General features: G+C 74.5%; 17 protein-coding genes and 1 pseudogene. 10 read left to right on the top strand and 8 right to left on the bottom strand.

Translation table 11 applies throughout. The features are described 5' to 3' along the window. Positions 1 to 407 precede the first annotated feature (407 nt). Positions 408 to 1,019 (bottom strand): DUF2087 domain-containing protein, encoded by a 612-nt coding sequence (locus tag ABZZ79_RS00685; RefSeq protein ID WP_356684951.1) that lies wholly within the window; start codon positions 1,017 to 1,019, stop codon positions 408 to 410. A gap of 287 nt (positions 1,020 to 1,306) precedes the next feature. Between ABZZ79_RS00685 and ABZZ79_RS00680 the strand changes: the two genes are divergently transcribed. Further along, entirely contained in the window at positions 1,307 to 1,537 is a 231-nt protein-coding gene (locus ABZZ79_RS00680) for a chaplin (RefSeq protein WP_356685834.1), read from the top strand. Between the two features lie 183 nt (positions 1,538 to 1,720). On the opposite strand, the gene ABZZ79_RS00675 is transcribed toward ABZZ79_RS00680, so the two are convergent. The 7 genes from ABZZ79_RS00675 to ABZZ79_RS00645 form a co-directional block, all read right to left on the bottom strand. Continuing rightward, positions 1,721 to 2,587 (bottom strand): tyrosinase family protein, encoded by an 867-nt coding sequence (locus tag ABZZ79_RS00675; RefSeq protein ID WP_356684949.1) that lies wholly within the window; start codon positions 2,585 to 2,587, stop codon positions 1,721 to 1,723. Next, positions 2,571 to 3,053, bottom strand: coding sequence for a tyrosinase family oxidase copper chaperone (locus ABZZ79_RS00670; RefSeq protein ID WP_356684947.1), 483 nt, complete (start codon positions 3,051 to 3,053; stop codon positions 2,571 to 2,573). Before ABZZ79_RS00670 ends, ABZZ79_RS00675 begins: the two co-directional genes overlap by 17 nt. A gap of 185 nt (positions 3,054 to 3,238) precedes the next feature. Beyond that, positions 3,239 to 3,760, bottom strand: coding sequence for a hypothetical protein (locus ABZZ79_RS00665; protein WP_356684945.1), 522 nt, complete (start codon positions 3,758 to 3,760; stop codon positions 3,239 to 3,241). 109 nt (positions 3,761 to 3,869) lie between these two features. Continuing rightward, the gene (locus ABZZ79_RS00660) at positions 3,870 to 4,478 is read right to left on the bottom strand and encodes a vitamin K epoxide reductase family protein (protein ID WP_356684943.1); all 609 of its coding nucleotides are present in this window, start codon (positions 4,476 to 4,478) and stop codon (positions 3,870 to 3,872) included. 6 nt (positions 4,479 to 4,484) lie between these two features. Beyond that, positions 4,485 to 4,985, bottom strand: a complete 501-nt coding sequence (locus ABZZ79_RS00655; protein WP_356684941.1) for a DUF5949 family protein — start codon at positions 4,983 to 4,985, stop codon at positions 4,485 to 4,487. A 228-nt stretch (positions 4,986 to 5,213) separates the two neighbouring features. Then, on the bottom strand, positions 5,214 to 5,510 hold the full coding sequence (locus ABZZ79_RS00650) for a hypothetical protein (RefSeq protein WP_356684939.1): 297 nt from the start codon (positions 5,508 to 5,510) through the stop codon (positions 5,214 to 5,216). Between the two features lie 560 nt (positions 5,511 to 6,070). Then, complete coding sequence (locus ABZZ79_RS00645; protein WP_356684938.1) at positions 6,071 to 6,310, bottom strand: chaplin; 240 nt, start codon at positions 6,308 to 6,310, stop codon at positions 6,071 to 6,073. A 235-nt stretch (positions 6,311 to 6,545) separates the two neighbouring features. On the opposite strand from ABZZ79_RS00645, the gene ABZZ79_RS00640 reads away from it, so the two are divergent. The 9 genes and pseudogenes from ABZZ79_RS00640 (at position 6,546) to ABZZ79_RS00600 (ending at position 16,882) form a co-directional block, all read left to right on the top strand. Further along, the gene (locus ABZZ79_RS00640) at positions 6,546 to 6,797 is read left to right on the top strand and encodes a hypothetical protein (RefSeq protein WP_356684936.1); all 252 of its coding nucleotides are present in this window, start codon (positions 6,546 to 6,548) and stop codon (positions 6,795 to 6,797) included. A gap of 50 nt (positions 6,798 to 6,847) precedes the next feature. Beyond that, positions 6,848 to 7,969: pseudogene (locus ABZZ79_RS00635) on the top strand (glycosyltransferase); the annotation flags it as partial. A 308-nt stretch (positions 7,970 to 8,277) separates the two neighbouring features. Next, positions 8,278 to 9,699, top strand: a complete 1,422-nt coding sequence (locus ABZZ79_RS00630) for an exopolysaccharide biosynthesis polyprenyl glycosylphosphotransferase (RefSeq protein ID WP_356684934.1) — start codon at positions 8,278 to 8,280, stop codon at positions 9,697 to 9,699. A gap of 4 nt (positions 9,700 to 9,703) precedes the next feature. After that, entirely contained in the window at positions 9,704 to 11,074 is a 1,371-nt protein-coding gene (locus tag ABZZ79_RS00625; RefSeq protein ID WP_356684932.1) for an O-antigen ligase family protein, read from the top strand. Positions 11,075 to 11,427: 353 nt separating this feature from the next. Further along, positions 11,428 to 13,239 (top strand): murein biosynthesis integral membrane protein MurJ, encoded by a 1,812-nt coding sequence (murJ, locus tag ABZZ79_RS00620; RefSeq protein WP_356685832.1) that lies wholly within the window; start codon positions 11,428 to 11,430, stop codon positions 13,237 to 13,239. Next, positions 13,223 to 13,972 (top strand): polysaccharide deacetylase family protein, encoded by a 750-nt coding sequence (locus ABZZ79_RS00615; protein WP_356684930.1) that lies wholly within the window; start codon positions 13,223 to 13,225, stop codon positions 13,970 to 13,972. The genes murJ and ABZZ79_RS00615 overlap by 17 nt, the downstream gene beginning before the upstream one ends. Then, entirely contained in the window at positions 13,972 to 15,120 is a 1,149-nt protein-coding gene (locus ABZZ79_RS00610; protein WP_356684928.1) for a glycosyltransferase, read from the top strand. The genes ABZZ79_RS00615 and ABZZ79_RS00610 overlap by 1 nt, the downstream gene beginning before the upstream one ends. Beyond that, positions 15,120 to 15,776, top strand: a complete 657-nt coding sequence (locus ABZZ79_RS00605; protein WP_356684926.1) for a lipopolysaccharide biosynthesis protein — start codon at positions 15,120 to 15,122, stop codon at positions 15,774 to 15,776. The genes ABZZ79_RS00610 and ABZZ79_RS00605 overlap by 1 nt, the downstream gene beginning before the upstream one ends. Then, positions 15,773 to 16,882, top strand: coding sequence for a GNAT family N-acetyltransferase (locus tag ABZZ79_RS00600; protein WP_356684925.1), 1,110 nt, complete (start codon positions 15,773 to 15,775; stop codon positions 16,880 to 16,882). The genes ABZZ79_RS00605 and ABZZ79_RS00600 overlap by 4 nt, the downstream gene beginning before the upstream one ends. Positions 16,883 to 16,884 lie beyond the last annotated feature (2 nt).

Genomic DNA, 16,884 nt, shown 5'->3' with positions numbered 1-16,884 from the left:
GATCGGGTGTTTGGCATATGCACCGCCCAGGGGATCACCCTCAAGCGCAGTTGACCGCAGGTCAAGGCGCTCCCCCGAGCGGGTGCGATAGGTCCCTCACGCGCGAGGTTCCGTTCCGTCCAAAGCACGGACTCGCACCCTGACCGCCCCGGCCGCCCGTACAGTGGCAGCCGGGGCGGGCCCCGTTCGGGTGGACGGGATCGCGTCAAAGTCGAGGATTTCTAGGGCAAGCGCCTTTCCTTAGTTTGGTCCAAGGCGACCTGCAAAAACGCAGGTAAGCACATCGCTAAACGCGTGACACCTTCTAAGCGCTTGGCCGCAGGTTCGAGTCCTGCCGGGGGCACAAAGTTCCCTTGACCAGCGAAGACGCTGATCTTCTCGCATATGCGGGGCAGCGCACAACGTTGTCAGGCCAGGCGCCTGTACACGCCTTCGCTCCGGCTCAGCTGCCGCAGATCGACCAGATATCGCCGCAGGCTCACATGGTCGACCTCGCCGTCCTCGCACCAGGCGCCCAGCTTCTCGTCGACCACTCGCTCCGGATAGGCGATGCCCGGCACGAAGGTCTGCTCGGCGATGTGCCGCAGGACCAGTTCCCGGCGGTTCCAGCGGGCCGGGAGCCGTACCAGCCGGCCCTCGCGCACGAAGGTGCGCAGCACCATGTCGGTGCGCTCGTCCCCGGTGCCGGGGTCGTCGGCGGCCGGCCGGGGCCGTGCCGTACGGGCCAGCTCGCGGAAGAGGTCGTAGGCGACGGTCGGCTCCCCGTCGGCCCCGCTCGTCACCACGCCGTGTTCCCGCAGCCGCAGCAGGGCCGTGGCCGCGCCCTTGGCGGTGAGGCCGGCCAGCTCGGCCACTTCCGCGGGGCTCGCCGCCCCGAGAGCCACCGCCGCGAAGGCCCGCACCCGGCTCTCCTCGGCGAACAGCCCGATCAGCCGTTCGGGGGAACGTTCCGCGTCAAGGCCGGTGCCGGGTCCGGTGCCCGCTGTCGCGTCCTGTGCCGTCTGCACGCTCGTCGTCATCCCGCGAGGCTAGTGCAGGTCGCCGCCGGGCCGGAGGTGAATTTCCCGGGCCGGCGCGGGGGCGCGTCGCCCACCCGCGCGGGGCCTCCCGCGCCTGTTCGGACGGAGCGTCGCCCTCTGTTCGGAAAGGGTGATCCGTGGATCCCCACCGTGACCCGCCCCCACCCCCCGCGTTGAACGGGAAGTGCGGCGGCGAGTCCTGCCGTCGCGCTCACCAGTCGAGCAAGAAGGAGAACGTGATGTCTCGCATCGCGAAGGCGACCGGGGTGGCCCTCGGCACGGGTGCCATGGTCATCGGCGGGGCCGGCCTGGCCCTGGCGGACGCGGGCGCCCAGGGCGAGGCCGTCGGGTCGCCCGGAGTGCTCTCGGGCAACGTCGTCCAGGTCCCCGTCCACGTGCCGGTCAACGTGTGCGGCAACACGATCGACGTGGTCGGTCTGCTCAACCCCGCGTTCGGCAACACCTGCGCCAACGTGGACGGCCACGAGGACAACGGCGACTACGGCTACGGCGGCTGACGGTCCGTCCGTGACCGCACACGAGAGCCCCGGCACTCCGAGCGCCGGGGCTCTCGCCTGTTCCCACCGGGAGCGTCAACGTCCAGGCGCGGCGGCGGTGCCGAGGACGGCACGGCTCACGCGCGGCGGCGGAGCCGAGGACGCCACCGCCCAGGCGTAGCGGCAGATCCGAGGGCATCCCGCTCAGGCGTAGCGGTAGATCCGGCTGACGTCCTCCAGCCGGTCCGGCGTCACGTCCCACGGCGGCAGCTTCTCCAGGCGGGCCACGACCCGGCCCCGCTGCGGATCGCCCGGGCCCGGCGGACGGGCGGGCAGATAGCGGTGCACACTGTGCCTCCGCTGCCAGCGCTGCCACAGTAGGTCGATGAAGGCGTGGTGCAGCCAGAAGACCGGGTCGTTCACCGAGGCCCCGCCGACCATCACGCCGCCGACCCAGCGGTGCACCCGGTTGTGGTTGCGCCAGGCCACGCTGCCCCGCCCGCTTCCCCACCCCTCCAGCTTGTTGCGGAAGCCCTTGGCGGACGTGGAGTTCCAGGGCGACACGTCGTACACCGGGTCCTTCAGCGCCCACTCCACATCGCTCGCCGTCGGCAGCGCGATCGGGTCGCGGGCCCGGCCCAGGTCCCGGGTGAGGAACTCCGCGTCCGTCACGCCCTCCTTGAGCGTCCAGTCGCCCGTCCGGTACGCGAACGGCCCGGTGGTCACCTGCCGGTCCCAGCTGCGCCCGTTGCCGCCGAGCAGTTCCGACGTCCACGGCACGGAGTTCGCGGTGCGGTTGCGCGTCCAGTCCCAGTACGGCAGCGTCACCGCCGGATCGACGCGCCTGAGCGCCTTCTCCAGCTCCAGCAGGAACTGCCGGTGCCAGGGCAGGAAGGACGGGGCCATGTGGGCGGTGCGCAGGCCGCCCTCCCCGTCGGCGACGTAGTACGCGATGTGGATCCGCACGAACTCGTCGTACTCGCCGCGCCGTTTGAGCTCCAGCACGGCCCTGACGAACCGGCGCCGCTCGGCGCTCGTCAGGGTGCTGACTTCCTTACGGACGTACGCCATGACGGTGTCCCCCCTGCTGGGTGTCGTGATGGGCGTGACCGGGCGCCTTCCGCAGGTGCTGGGCCGGGCCGAGTTCCTCGACGGCCGCGCGGGCGGCCTCCAGCGGGGTGGCGTAGGAGGCGTAGTGGTCGACCATGGTCAGCCAGGTGCCGTCGGCGCGGCGCATCAGGTGCAGCGGGCGGCCGTCGACGGTGACATGCCACTCTCCGTCGCCGAAGGTGCGGCCCGGCAGGGTCTTGATCCCGCGGATGTGGTGGCCCAGGTAGACCTCGTCGAACGCCTCCTCGCCCGGACGGCCGGCGGCCGGCTCCGCGCGCACCGGACGGGAGGCGGCGACCACCGGCGCGAGCGCCAGCGCGCCCGCCGAGGCGGTCAGAACGCGCAGCACGTCCCGCCGTGTCCCGCTCGCCCGTCTCGCGGGACCCTGCTCCGCCCCGACCGCCACTCCGCCGACACCAACGACCATCGCGCTCTCCTCGTCCGGTTCGGTGTGCCGTGTGCACTCCGCCCCGGTAAACCGCCGGCCGGCCCGCGCGGTCACCTTCCGTACGTCCATATGAGGAACGCCGCACGTGCGGGGCCCGGACGGGGTTTCCCGCCGGGGCCGCGCACGGGCCCGCCGACCGCGGTCGTACGGCCGTGGCCACGGGCCTACAGCCCCGCACCGACTCCCAGGTCCGCGCCGGGAACCGTCCGCAGCACCGGCGTGAGTACGCCCGCCTGCGGGAGCCTGGGCTCCGGGAGGCCGAACGCGTCCGGGTCCGGCGGGGTGAGCGGGGCGTCCAGGGTCAGGCCGGGGGCGAGGGTCTGCAGGTCGGCCGCGGGTGCGCCGACGGCGAGGTGGTCGAAGTCGTCGCCGAGGACATGCGGCAGCGGGGCGCGCAGATCCGCGCCCGGCAGGCCGCCGCTGACCGGCAGCTGCGGCAGGGCGCGGTCCGGGACCAGCCGGCCCGCGACGTAGCTCGGACCCTCGGGCGCGCCGGGCGCCGGCACCGGCAGTTCCCCGCCGGCCTCGGGCAGTTCCATGTCCAGGGACTGCTCGACGCCCTCCAGCGGCACGGGGACGGGGACCGTGCCGGCCGCCGAGGCGGGCGTCGCGGCGGCGGCGGCACCCACGGCGGCCGCGACACCGGTGAGGAGGGCGGCCAGGGTTCCTCGTGTGCTCGACTTCATTTCAGGCACGGTCCTTTGCGAGGTCGGAGGGCTCAACGTCCGTAGCGGACAACGATCTGGGGCGCGCCCGCAGCGCGCAATTCCCCCGGATGCCGCAGTCGTACGAGGATCAGCTCGTCCAGAAATCCCACCAACGTGTCAGCACGAGCATGCCGATCACCCCCAGGTGCAGCACGGGCGGCACCCAGGTGAACTCGTCGAGGAACGCGCGGGCCCAGCCCGGCGCGGGCAGGAAGCCGTGGCGGACGGTGTGCGAGAGGACGTACCAGAACAGGACGGTCGTCGCGATCCACGCAAGGCAGCACCACAGGCACAGCGCGTTGATCCGGTACAGCGACTCGAACTGGAGCCAGGAGACGAAGCCGATGCCGAACACACAGCCGGCCAGGAAGGTCAGCCAGTACCAGCGGGGGAAGACCGCCCCGGTCAGCAGGCTGACGCCGACGCAGATCACGACGCCGTAGGCGACCAGGCCCAGCATCGGGTTGGGGAACCCGAACGCCTCGGCCTGGTCGCTCTCCATGACGCTGCCGCAGGACACCACCGGGTTCAGGCTGCACCCCGGTGTGAAGTCGGGGTCCTCCAGGAGCTTGAACTTGTCGATGGTGATGACCCAGGCGGCGAGCAGTCCGGCCGCGCCCGTGATCACCAGCAGCAGGGCGAAGGCGCGGCCGGAGCCGGCCGTGTGCCGCACCCGCTGTCCCGCGGTGGCGGTCATCGTGGCTCAGACGCGCAGGCTGCGCGCGGGCAGGACCACATGCGCGGCGGCGGTGAGGGTCTCCTCGGCGCCCGCGAACGCGGCCAGCGCCTCGGGCTCGATCGGCCTGCCGGGCGCTGCCTCGGGCCAGGGGCGCGTGGTGAACACCAGGTAGGCGTAGCCGCGTTTGCCGACGGCGGCGAGCCACTCCGGCGGCGCGGGGCACTGGGCGTTCAGCGGCGGCAGGGTGAGCACGGCCTGGCCGGCCTCGACCAGCAGACTGGCGGGCACGTTGGACGTGACGTTGCCGTCGACGAGGTCGCCGCCGACCGGCAGGCCCTTGTCGGCGAGCAGCCGGGCCACGGCCTCGCTGGTCGCCTCGGGGCCGCCGGGGCCGTCGCCGAGGCAGTAGGCGAGCAGGTAGGGCATGTCGCCGCCGTCGGGGGCCTCGCCGCTCCACGCCATGACGACGAGGGTGCCGAGGTCGGCGGGGTGGACGGGGCGGGTTGCGCTGGGGGTTGAGGTCACCGCGCGACCTTATCGACGGGGCGGAACACCGCCGGGCGGGTTCTCACCCGACCGGGGGACGCTGTGCGCGGGCTCCACACGATCGAGGGAAGGAGCCTCGAACAACGCCGAGAGAGCCGATGCCGTGCGCTGCGCCCCGCGCGCCGGAAAGGCGCGTGACGCGGCACGGTATCGGCTCTCTCGGCGCTTTCACGGGCCCCGGAATCGCGGAAAGGGGCCGGGAATCAGTCAGCCCTGGAGCGGCAGACCGCCGAGCAGACCGCCTGCGGAGTTCAGGGCGGTGGTCGCGCCCTTGACCGTGTTCAGCACGGAGTCGGGGTTCTCGGTGTTCAGCGCGTCCGACTGGTGCTGGAGCGGCATCGCGTCGGCGACACCAGGCTGCAGACGGCCACTGGTGACGTTGTTCACGGCGCCGGTGAGGCTGGTGGGCGTGAGGTCGGCGGAGCTGGCGGCGAACGCGGGTGCGGCGGCACCGGCGAGGGCCAGGGAACCGGCAACGACAGCGGCAGCCTTCAGGGACTTCATCGTGTTCCTTTCTTCGACAACTCGTGTCACCAGAGGGAATTCTGACGCCGTGCACAACGAGGTGACGGCGGAGGGGAAACTCGAACGCGGAGGAAATTTCCGTACCCCCGGTCCCTCGTACGCCCCACTGGGTGGCCTGCTCCGCCGGGAGCCGGCCGTTCTCCGCCTTGAGCGCGGAGTGGACGAGGTCGGTGACAGGGGTGAGGACGGTGCCTATGTCGCCCAGGCTCTGCACCTGGGCGAGGAGCGAGTCGGCCCCGGGGACGGGCGTTCGGGACGCCGCCTGGGTGTGCGCTCCTGACCGGAACCGCTGTCGGCCGCGACCGCAGCCGGGCCGGCGATTCCGAGAATGAGGCAAGCGAGCGATCGCGCCACGTGTCACACCTGTCGCATCCGACCGTCACCGGCGAGGACATCACCCCAGGTCGAAGGCGGCACGGAGGGCGACCCGCGCCCTTCGCGCGGAGCCCCCCGTTCGGAGCAGGCCGCCGTACGCGTCCGCAACGACGAGCCGGCCGCCCTCCCTGCAACGGGAGAACGGCCGGCTTCGCGAGAACGCGTCAGTCGTTGACGCAGGTGTTGCCGAAGGCCGGGTTCAGCAGGCCGATGACGTTGACGGTGTTGCCGCAGACGTTGACCGGAACGTGGACCGGAGCCTGGACGACGTTGCCCGACAGCACGCCCGGGGAGTGGGCGGCGCCGCCCACCGCGTCGGAGTCGGCGGCGGCCACACCGGCAGCGCCGGCTACGGCCGCGACAGCGGCAGAGGTCAGGACCAGGCCCTTCGCGATACGCGACATGGAGAGGAGCTCCTTGGGATTGACACAAACACCAGGGCGGGGATGCCCGGCGCTGTGAAAACGCACGGCACGCCGAGGAGTTGTGCCGCCAATGGGGTGATCTCGCCGAAAGCCGGGCTTCACGATTCCGACACACTTGCCCATTTTCGGGGGATTAATACGGATAGCGGCTAGAGTTGCGGACCTCCCGACCCACCCTTATAGCCAGCAAATCGCACGAAAGGGAAAGCCGGTCATGCGCATTTCCCCGGCTCCATCGCGGGACGACGCCTCCAGACCACTGGACGACGTGCCGAATCCGACGACCGGCGGGGCGGCGGGGGCGCGTGAACCGGCGTACGCGCACAACGCCGGCCCCGGCCCGGACGCGTTCGAACCGACCGCGGGTCTGCGGCGCGGCGGTGACCAGCCGGGCTCCCGACTCGTTCCCTCACGGGACGCGGCATGGGCCGGCGTGCTCTCTGTCGCCGTCGACGCCCAGCAGTGAAGCGCGTTCCCGCACGTCCCCAGCGTCACCCGTGAGCGAGGAAACCGCGCATGCACCAGTCAGCAACCGACCCCCCGCCGCGGGTCCTGCACATCACGCAGCCCGTGGACGGCGGGGTCGCCCGAGTGGTCGTCCAGTTGGTCGGCGCCCAGCTCGCGGCGGGGCTGCGGGTGAGCGTGGCCTGCCCGAAGGGGCCGCTGACCGGATTGCTGCACAAGGCCGGTGCCCAGGTCCTGCACTGGCCGGCGGCCCGCTCGCCCGGTCCCGCCCTGGCCCGCGAGGTGCGCTCCCTCGGACGTCTGGTCGAGGAGGTGCGGCCCGAACTGGTGCACGCGCACAGCGCGAAGGCGGGTCTGGCCGCACGGCTCGCGGTGCGCGGGCGGATTCCGACGGTGTTCCAGCCGCACGCCTGGTCGTTCGAGGCGGTCGGCGGTGTCACCGCCTCGCTCGCCCTCAACTGGGAGCGCTTCGGGGCGCGTTGGGCCCGGCGGACGGTGTGCGTGAGCGAGGCCGAGCGGGAGCGGGGCGTGCGCGCCGGGATCGCCGCGCGGTGGAGTGTCGTCCCGAACGGCGTCGACACCGAGGTCTTCCACCCGGCCGCCGTGGACACCGTACGGGCGTCCCTGCTGCCGGACTGCGACCCCGCGGCCCCGCTGGTGGTGTGCGTGGGGCGGCTGTGCGAGCAGAAGGGGCAGGACGTCCTGCTCGACGCCTGGCGCCGGGTGCTGCGGCGGGTGCCCCGCGCACGGCTCGCGCTCGTCGGGGACGGGCCACTGCGACAGCGACTCGCCGCGACGGCACCGGAGTCGGTGCTGTTCGCCGGTGCGGTGGCCGACCCGGTGCCCTGGTACCAGGCCGCCGATCTGGTGGTCCTGCCCTCGCGCTGGGAGGGCATGGCGCTGGCGCCGCTGGAGGCGATGGCGTGCGGGCGGCCGGTGCTCCTGACGGACGTGGACGGCTCCCGCGAGAGCCTGCCGTACGGACTCGCGCCCCGCTGTCTGGTGCCCCCGAGGGCCCCGGCCGCGCTCGCCGAGGCCCTCGCCGCGCTGCTGCTCGACCCGATGCTGCGGGAGTCCCTCGGCCACCAGGGGCGTCGTCATGTCCTCGCCGCGCACGACGTACGGCACACCGCGGCGGCGGTCGCGGACGTGTACCGCGAACTGCTGGGCGGCGTACGGCAGATGGCGCCCGCCGGGGCCGGGCGGGAACTCGCGGCTGCGCGCCCCGCGCCCCTCGCCGAGGACCTCACGGCGCCCACCCCGCCCGCCCGGGACGGCGCACCCGCCGAGGACCCCGGGGCGCACCCCGCGGCACATCCGTCGACTCTCCCGCCCACCGAAGACCCGGCGGCGCGCACCACGCCCACCGAAGACCCGGCGGCGCACCCCACGCCCACCGAAGACCCCGCAGCGCACCCCACGCTCACCGAGGACCCTGCGGCGCGTCCCGCGCCCACCGAGGACAGGGAGCACATCCACTCGTGACCGCGGAAAGCACCGTCCCCTCGCCCGGCGCGCAGGCGCGGGACCACGGATCCACGCCCCTCACCCTGTTGCCGCGCAGCCATCGCCGCGCCTCAGGCTTCCTGTTCCCCGCGCGCAGACCCCGGGCCCGTCCCGCGTCCCCGCTGCCGCTGCTCGCCGCCGACGCCACGGCCGCGCTGCTGGGCACCCTGGCGCTGACCGACCGGCACCCGGTCCTGGTGGGTCTGCTGGTGGCCGCGGCCATGCTGCTGCGCCCGCACCGGCCCATGCGGGTGCCGGGCGTGCTGGACGAACTGCCCGCCGTCTGCGGGCGGATCGTGGTGGCCTGGCTGAGCCTGGCCGCGCTGCTCGCGGCATACTCCCCGCAGCACGCGCTGTCCGCCCGCACCCTGGCCGTCGGCATCCTGGTGCAGTCGGCGACGGACCTGACCGGGCGGGCGCTCGTGCACTGGCGGCGCCGGACCGCGCTGCTGCGCCGCCCGCGCGCCGCGCTCGTCGTCGGCCCGGCGCCCACCGCGCAGCGCGTGGCCGCGGCCGTGCTGCGGCACCCTCGCTGCGGGGTGCGGCCGGTCGGTGTCGTCGCCGGCCACCACGGGGGCGCCGACGGGCTGCCGGTGCTGACCACCGGCGGGGAGGTGCAGCGGGCGCTCATCCAGAACGCCGTACGGGACATCCTCGTCGTGCACCCCTCGGCGCGGGTGCAGCAGGCGCCGCTGCTGCGGGCGCTCGCCGAGTCGGGGTGCGCGGTGTGGGAGCTGGACGCCGACTCGCCCGCCCACGAGGCGCGTGAGCTGCTCGCCGGGTTCTCCTGCCGCAGGCTGCGGCTCGGCTCGGGCCTGCGCGGCAACCTCGGCAAGCGGGTGCTGGACGTGGTGGTGTCCGGGGCTCTGCTGGTGGCGGTCAGCCCGCTGCTGCTGGTGTGCGCTGCGGCGCTGCGGCTCATCGCGGGGCCGGGGGTGGTGTTCCGCCAGGAGCGCATCGGCAAGGACGGTCGCCCCTTCACCCTGCTGAAGCTGCGCACCCACCGCCCGGTGAACGCGCACGAGGCCGCCACCCGCTGGAGCGTGGCGAACGAGCGGGACATGCCGTGGTTCTGCCGCTTCCTGCGCCGCAGCTCCATGGACGAGCTGCTCCAGCTGTGGAACGTCTTCCGCGGCGACATGAGCCTGGTCGGCCCGCGCCCCGAACGCCCTTACTTCGTCGGCCAGTTCAGCCAGGCCCACCCCGGCTACGCGGCCCGGCACCGGATGCGCACCGGCATCACCGGGCTGGCGCAGATCAACGGGCTGCGCGGCGACACCTCCATCGAGGACCGGGCCCGCTTCGACAACGCCTACATCGACAACTGGTCGCTGTGGCAGGACGTCTGCATCCTGGCGCGCACCGCGGCCACGCTCGTCCGCCCGACGGGGAGCTGACCCGATGACCCTCGCCCTGCCGCTGACGCCCCGCCGGACACCGTCGCCGGTGTGGCCGGTGGTGGCCGTGGTCGCGCTGCTCGGCCTGCCGTTCACGCCCGGCGCGGAGGGCGGCGCGGGCCCGGCCGACGCCCTGTCCGCGCTGGTCGTCGGCTTCTGCGCGGTCCGACTGCTGCGGCAGCGGCGCCGGCCGCTGAGCCGTACGGCGGCGATCGTGCTGGCCCTGCCGGTGGTGGGGCTGGCGCTGGCCGCGGTCGGCGCGTCCTCGCCGGGGGCCGGGCCGGCCGGACTCGGCCGTTATCTCCAGGTGTTCGTGCTGGTCCCGGCCGCGGTCGTGCTGCTGATCCGGAACCGGGCCGATTTCCGGCTGCTGGCCTGGGCGTTCGTGGCCCTGGCTGGCTGGGAGGGCGCGGTCGGCGTCCACCAGTACGTCACCGGCACCGGCGCGTCCTACCAGGGCCGGACACTGCGGGCCGTGGGCACCTTCGGCGCGCAGGACGTGATGGGCATGGCGACCGTGGTGTCGTTCGGCCTGGTCTGCGCGGTGGGACTCGCCCTCGGGCGCGGGCCGGTCAGACAGCGCGGCATCGCCCTGGCCTGCGCCCTCGCGCTGCTGGTGCCGCTCGCGCTGTCCTTCAGCCGGGGCGCCTGGATCGCCACGGCCGTGACCTGCGTGGTCCAGCTGTGCCTGGCCGGGATGCGGCGGGCACTGAAGGCGGGCGCGGCCGCGCTCGCCGCGGGCGTGCTGCTGGTCGGCGGGTTCGGGTTCGGCACGGCCATGCTCCAGGAGCGCATCGCCAGCATCACCCAGGTCACCGACGCGCCCGACCAGTCGGTCACCGACCGGTACACGCTGTGGGCGGCGGCGACCGGGATGTGGCGCGAGCGGCCGCTGACCGGCGTCGGCCTCAAGGGCTTCCCCGAGCACCGCGACGCGCACGCCTCGCTCGCGCTGTCCTCGGGCAGCGACACCGAGGGCGCGGGGGCCGCCTTCCGCAGACAGCCGCTGCTGTCCCCGCACAACATGTACCTGCTGGTCCTCGCCGAGCAGGGGCTGATCGGACTGCTCGCACTCGCCGGGAGCTGGCTGGCCCTGCTGGTGTGCGCCCTGCGCCGACTGCCCCGGGCCCTCCGCACGTGCACGGGGCTCGACTGCGCGCTGGTCTCCTGCGGCCTGCTGACGTGGCAGCTGACCGACTTCTTCTACGCCGACATCGGCGGCCCCTCGACCGTGCTGACGGCCGTGTGCTTCGGGCTCGCGGCGTGGTGGGGACTGGCGGGCGGAGCGGACGCGGCGCACGGCGGCACGGCCTCCGCCGAGGGGGTCGTGGCACAGGACGGTCCGGCCTCCGCCGAGGGGGTCGCGGCGCGATGACCGTGACACCTTCCCGGCCACCCCGGGCCGAGGACACGGCAGGCCTGCCGCCGGCCCGTCCCAGCGAGCCGACCGGGCAGGCAGCCCGCCCCAGCCAACCAACCGGGCAGGCAGGCCGACCCAACGAGCCGACCGGGCAGGCAGCCCGCCCCAGCAAGCCGACCGGGGAGGCGACCCGCCCCAGCCAACCGACCCGGCGGGCGGCCCGCCCCAGCGAGCCGGCCGGGGAGGCGGCCGGGCACCCGCACGCCCCGGACCGGCCCACCGCCCCGGCCGCCTGGCCCACCGCCCGGACCACCCGTGCGACCGGCCTGCTGCACGCCTCCGACGAGCCGGTCGCACGGAGCGGACACCTGCCCCCCGCCGCCCGGACCGAACACGCCACCGGACGACTGCACGCCCCCGAAGGCCCCACGGCACCGGCCGGGCCGCCCCCCGCAGACCCGCACACCCCGGACCCGTCCCCCGCACACCCGCACACCCCGGACCCGCCCACCACGCCCACCGCGCCCACCGCGCCCACCGCGCCCACCCATCGCACCACCGGACACCCGCCTCCCACCGACCACCCCCCGCACACCGAGGCCCCCACCGACCACCCCCACCCCACCAGCCGGTTCCTCGCCCGTGCCGCGCTGGTCACCGCGTCCCTGTCGATGGCCGGGGCGGTGCTGGGTCTGGTGCGTGACCAGGCTCTGGCCCGCCTGTTCGGGGCGGGGAGCGGCACGGACGCCTTCCTGGTCGCCTGGACCGTGCCGGAGTTCGCGGCGACCCTGCTGATCGAGGACGGCCTCGCCTTCGCGCTGATCCCCGCGTTCAGCGTGGCCCTGGCCCGGGGGTCCCGGGGAGGCGGCGGGGACCCGGTGCGGGCGCTGGTGGCGGCCACCCTGCCCCGGCTGGCCCTGACCCTGGTCGCGGTCGGCGGCCTGCTGGTGCTGATCGCTCCCCAGCTGGTCGAGGCCCTCGCCCCCGGCCTGCCCGACCCCGGCCTCGCCGTCGACTGCACCCGGCTCACCGCGACCTGCGTGGTCAGCTTCGGCCTCGCCGGGTACTGCAGCGCCGTGCTGCGGGCGCACCGGCGGTTCTTCGCACCGGCGGCGATCTACGTCGCGTACAACACCGGCATCATCACCGGCATGTTCGTCCTCGGCGGCCGCTGGGGTGTGCGCTCGGCCGCGATCGGCGTGGCGGTGGGCGGCTGTCTGATGTTCGTCGTCCAGCTCCCGGCGCTGCTGCGGCAGTTGCGCCGTACGGCCCCCCGTGAGCAGAGCCGGGAGCAGGAGCGCGACCGCAGGGTGGGGATCGCCCTGATCGCCACCGTGCTGCTGTTCGCGCTGTGCCGTCAGTCCCAGATCCTCGTCGAGCGTTTCCTCGCCTCGCACCTGCCCTCCGGTGCCATCTCGCATCTGAACTACGCGCAGAAGGTGGCGCAGATGCCGATGGTGCTGTCGCTGATGCTGTGCACGGTCACCTTCCCGGTGGTCGCCCGCGCCCTGGCCGAAGGCGACACCGAGCGGGCCCGCAGCCGTGTGGAGCGGGATCTGGCGCTGGCCTCGTGCATGGTGCTGCTGGGCACGGCGGCGGTCGTCGCGTGCGCCCCGCAGATGGTCGAACTGCTCTTCCAGCGCGGCGCGTTCAGCGCGCGGGACACGGACGCCACCGCCGACGTCATGCGGGTGTACGCGCTCGGACTGCTCGGGCAGACCCTGGTCGGGGCCCTGGCCCGCTCCTACTTCTCCGCGGCCCGCGCCAGCTGGTACCCGGTCGGCGCGATGGCACTCGGCATCGTCGCCACGTCCTGGATCGGCGTCCTCGCGGTCGGCCCCTGGGGGGTGCGCGGCATCGCCGCCGCCAACGCCGCCGGCATCACCGTCACCGCCGCGCTGATGCTGGCCGGCATGCGCGGCCGCGGCGTCCCCGTCCGGATGCGGCCGGTGCTGCGCGAGCTGAGCCGTCCGGTGCTGGCGGCACTGGCCGCGGGCGCCGCCGGGGCGTTCGCGGCGAGCCGCTGCGCGGGGGCGCTGCCGGGCCTGGCCGCGGGCGGCACCACCGTCACCGTCGTCTTCGTCCTGCTGGGCTGGGCGCTGGGCGCCCAGGGCATCGCACCGGCACTCCGATCCGTCCGTCCCGCGACCCGAAGGCTCCCGTATGGCCGTAACCGTTGACACCGGCAGACCACCGTCGAGGACATCGGCCCCCTGGGTGGCCATGTACCACTCGGTGGCCGACTGCACCGACGACCCCTACCGCATCACCGTGACCCCCGAACGGCTCGACGGACAGCTGGCCTGGCTGCGCAGACGCGGCCTGACCGGTGTCGGCATGGCCGATCTGCTGGCCGCCCGCGCCCGCGGCCGGGCGCACGGACTGGTGGGGCTGACCTTCGACGACGGGTACGCCGACTTCGTCGGCGCGGCGCTGCCGGTGCTGCGCCGCCACCGCTGCAACGCCACCCTGTTCGTGCTGCCCGGCCGGCTCGGCGGCGACAACGCCTGGGACCCGCTGGGCCCGCGCAAGCCGCTGCTCACCGCCGAGGGCATCCGGCACGCGGCCGCCGAGGGCGTGGAGATCGGCTCGCACGGTCTCACCCACATCGATCTGACCAGGGCGGACGACCGGGTCCTGGCCGCCGAGCTCGGCGAGAGCAGAGCACTGCTCGCGGAGTTGACCGGTGCTCCGGTCACCGGGTTCTGCTACCCGTACGGCACGGTCGACCGCCGGGTCGTCGACTCCGTCGCCCTCGCGGGCTACGACTACGCCTGCGCCATCGACCCGGGCCCGCTGACCGGCCCGCTCGCCCTGCCCCGGGTGCACATCGGGCAGCGCGACACCGCCGTACGCCTGTATCTCAAGCACCGGCTGCACCGGCTGCGCCGACGCCCCGTGGGAGGCCTGTGATGAAGGCGCTGCATGTGATCACCGGGCTCGGTGTGGGCGGCGCGGAGCAGCAACTGCGGCTGCTGCTGCGGCATCTGCCGGTCGACTGCGACGTGGTGACACTCACCAATCCCGGCGCGGTCGCCGACGGACTGACCGCCGACGGGGTCCGTGTGACGCACCTCGGCATGGCGGGCAACCGCGATCTGGCCGCCCTGCCCCGGCTGGTCCGGCTGATCCGCGGCGGCGGTTACGACCTCGTCCACACCCACCTCTACCGGGCCTGTGTCTACGGCCGTCTCGCCGCCCGGCTGGCCGGGGTGCGGGCGATCGTCGCCACCGAGCACTCCCTGGGCGACGCCCAGATGGAGGGCCGCCGCCTGACCAGGGGCGTGCGCGGCCTGTATCTGGCCACCGAGCGTCTGGGCCGCTCCACCGTCGCGGTCTCACCGACGGTGGCCGACCGGCTGCGCCGCTGGGGCGTGCCCGCGCCCCGGATCGAGGTCGTCCCCAACGGCATCGACCTGACCCGCTTCCGCTTCGATCCGCTCCGGCGCCACCGCACCCGCCAGCGCCTCGGCCTGCCCGAGGGCGCGTACGTCGTCGGCGGTGTCGGCCGTCTCACCGCCGGCAAGCGCTTCGACGTGCTGGTCCGCGCCCTGGCCCTGCTGCCCGGCGACCACTGGCTGCTGCTGGTCGGCGGCGGTCCGGAGGAGAACGTGCTGCGGCGCACCGCGCACGAGGTCGGGGTCGCCGACCGGGTGCTGTTCACGGGCGAGCGCCCCTACCTCCCCGACGGCTCGCCCGGACCCGATCTGCCCTCGCTGACCTCGGCCATGGACCTGCTGGTCTCGCCGTCCCCCGAGGAGGCCTTCGGGCTGGCCGTCGTGGAGGCCCTGGCGGCGGGACTGCCGGTGCTCTACGCCTCCTGCCCCGCCATCGAGGACCTTCCGCCGAGGACCGCCCGCGCGGCCCGCCGGGTCTCGGGCGGCGCCGGGGAGTTCGCCCGCGCGGTCGCCGAGACCGGCGCCGCCGCTCCCGCGCCGCGCACCGCCCCCGAGGCGGCCCGGCACTACAGCATCACCCGCAGCGCCGCCCGGCTCATGGACGTGTACGCGGCCGCGGTCGCCCCCTCGACGTCCCCCGCACCCCAGGAAGTGAGCTCCTGATGACCGACAACCCCACCGCACAGCACCGCGCGCCCCGCCCGCTGGCCCGCGCCAGGGCCCTGCCGCCGTGGACGCTGCTCGCGGCCGGCGTGCTGGCCGGGGGCGTGCTGGGCGGCGCGTACGGCGCGCTGAAGACACCGACGTACACCGCGACCGCGTACGTCGTCGCCGTCCCCGCCGACAAGTCCGACCCGGCGTCCGCGCTCGGCTTCGCCCAGGCGTACGGCCGGGTCGCCACCCAGCTCGCGGTGCTCGGGGACGCGCAGGTGTGGGCGGGTGTGCCGGCCGCGACGCTCCGGTCCGGCGTGACGACGGCGACCTCCCCGGACGCCCCCATGGTCGCGATCACCGCCACCTCCTCGCGGCCCGACCTGGCCGCCGACATGGCCAACGCCGTCTCCCGCGCGCTGACCCGGCACGCGGCCGACAGCTCGGACGCCACCAACGTCGAACTCCAGCAGTTCGCCCGCGCCATCAAGCCGGTCGAGCCGTCCTCCGCCTCCCCCGCCCTGACCGGCCTGGTCGGCGCGAGCGCAGGCGGGCTGCTCGGCGGCATGGCCCTGCTGGTCCGGCCCCGGCGCGCCCCGCGCGGCACGGAACCCGCGGCCTCCCTGCCCGCACCGGCCGTCGCCGCCGACACCCGCGGCGCCCTGTGAAGCCGTCGTACTCGACCGAACTGATCACCGCCGACGCCGACTTCGCCGCCCTCGCCCCCGACTGGGCGCGTCTGTACCGCCGTTGCGCCGCCGCGACGCCGTTCCAGAGCCACGCCTGGCTGCACTCGTGGTGGCTGTCGTACGGCCGACGCGGGCGGCTGCGGCTGCTCCTGGTGCGGGCACCCGGGGGCGAACCGGTCGCCGCCGCGCCGCTGATGGCCGTGCGGCGGCCGCTGCCCGCGCTCGTGCCGCTCGGCGGGGCGATCTCCGACTACGGGGACGTCCTGCTGGACGACACGCACACCGAGGGCGCGGTCACGGCGCTCACCGAGGGTCTCGCGGCGGCCGCCCGCACCGCGCTGATCGACTTCCGCGAGGTCCGGCCGGGCGCCGCCGCCGAGCGGATCTTCGACCGCTGGGACGGCCCGCGCCACCGGGTGAGCGACTCGGTGTGCCTGGAGCTGCCCGCGCTGCCCATGGACGAGCTGGTCGCCCGGCTGCCCTCGGCCAAGGCCCAGCAGCGGGTGCGCGCCAAGCTGCGCAAGCTGCACGCGCTCGGCGTGCGCCGCACGGTCGTACGTCCCGACGACGTGGACGACGCGCTGCACCGGCTGCTCGAACTGCACCGGCTCCAGTGGCAGGGCCGCAAGGTGACCGGCGAGCATCTGCGGCCCCGGTTCGGGGAGCACCTGGTGCGCTCGGTCGGGCCGATGGTGCGCTCCGGGGACGCGGTGGTCACCGAGTTCCGGCTGGACGACGACGTGGTCGCGGTCGATCTGACCCTGGTCTCGCCACGCCTGGCAGGCGGCTATCTCTACGGCGCCCACCCCCGGCTGCGCGAGCGGAAGGCGGACGTGGCGGTGATGCTGCTGGACGCCTGCGCCGAGCACACCCGCACCGGCGGCCACGGCACGCTGAGCCTGCTGCGCGGGAACGAGCCGTACAAACACCACTGGCGTCCCGAACCGGTCGTCAACCAGCGGCTGTTGCTGGCCCGCCGGCGCACCGCCCCGCTGCTCGGGGCCGCCCTCGCCGAGGTCGCGGCCCGGCGGCGGGCCAAGGAACTGCTGCGCCGGAAGGAGCACGACGGTGGCGGCAGGTCCTGAGC

The organism is Streptomyces sp. NPDC006458 (genome assembly GCF_040612135.1).
Taxonomy (GTDB): Bacteria; Actinomycetota; Actinomycetes; order Streptomycetales; family Streptomycetaceae; genus Streptomyces.
This window is presented reverse-complemented; position numbering and strand designations above follow the sequence as displayed.

Excerpts from the sequence above, each read along its gene's own strand:
- ABZZ79_RS00685 (WP_356684951.1), bottom strand. The coding sequence starts at position 1,019 with ATGACGACGAGCGTGCAGACGGCACAGGACGCGACAGCGGGCACCGGA.
- ABZZ79_RS00680 (WP_356685834.1), top strand. The coding sequence starts at position 1,307 with ATGGTCATCGGCGGGGCCGGCCTGGCCCTGGCGGACGCGGGCGCCCAG.
- ABZZ79_RS00675 (WP_356684949.1), bottom strand. The coding sequence starts at position 2,587 with ATGGCGTACGTCCGTAAGGAAGTCAGCACCCTGACGAGCGCCGAGCGG.
- ABZZ79_RS00670 (WP_356684947.1), bottom strand. The coding sequence starts at position 3,053 with ATGGTCGTTGGTGTCGGCGGAGTGGCGGTCGGGGCGGAGCAGGGTCCC.
- ABZZ79_RS00665 (WP_356684945.1), bottom strand. The coding sequence starts at position 3,760 with ATGAAGTCGAGCACACGAGGAACCCTGGCCGCCCTCCTCACCGGTGTC.
- ABZZ79_RS00660 (WP_356684943.1), bottom strand. The coding sequence starts at position 4,478 with ATGACCGCCACCGCGGGACAGCGGGTGCGGCACACGGCCGGCTCCGGC.
- ABZZ79_RS00650 (WP_356684939.1), bottom strand. The coding sequence starts at position 5,510 with ATGAAGTCCCTGAAGGCTGCCGCTGTCGTTGCCGGTTCCCTGGCCCTC.
- ABZZ79_RS00645 (WP_356684938.1), bottom strand. The coding sequence starts at position 6,310 with ATGTCGCGTATCGCGAAGGGCCTGGTCCTGACCTCTGCCGCTGTCGCG.
- ABZZ79_RS00640 (WP_356684936.1), top strand. The coding sequence starts at position 6,546 with ATGCGCATTTCCCCGGCTCCATCGCGGGACGACGCCTCCAGACCACTG.
- ABZZ79_RS00625 (WP_356684932.1), top strand. The coding sequence starts at position 9,704 with ATGACCCTCGCCCTGCCGCTGACGCCCCGCCGGACACCGTCGCCGGTG.
- ABZZ79_RS00615 (WP_356684930.1), top strand. The coding sequence starts at position 13,223 with ATGGCCGTAACCGTTGACACCGGCAGACCACCGTCGAGGACATCGGCC.
- ABZZ79_RS00610 (WP_356684928.1), top strand. The coding sequence starts at position 13,972 with ATGAAGGCGCTGCATGTGATCACCGGGCTCGGTGTGGGCGGCGCGGAG.
- ABZZ79_RS00605 (WP_356684926.1), top strand. The coding sequence starts at position 15,120 with ATGACCGACAACCCCACCGCACAGCACCGCGCGCCCCGCCCGCTGGCC.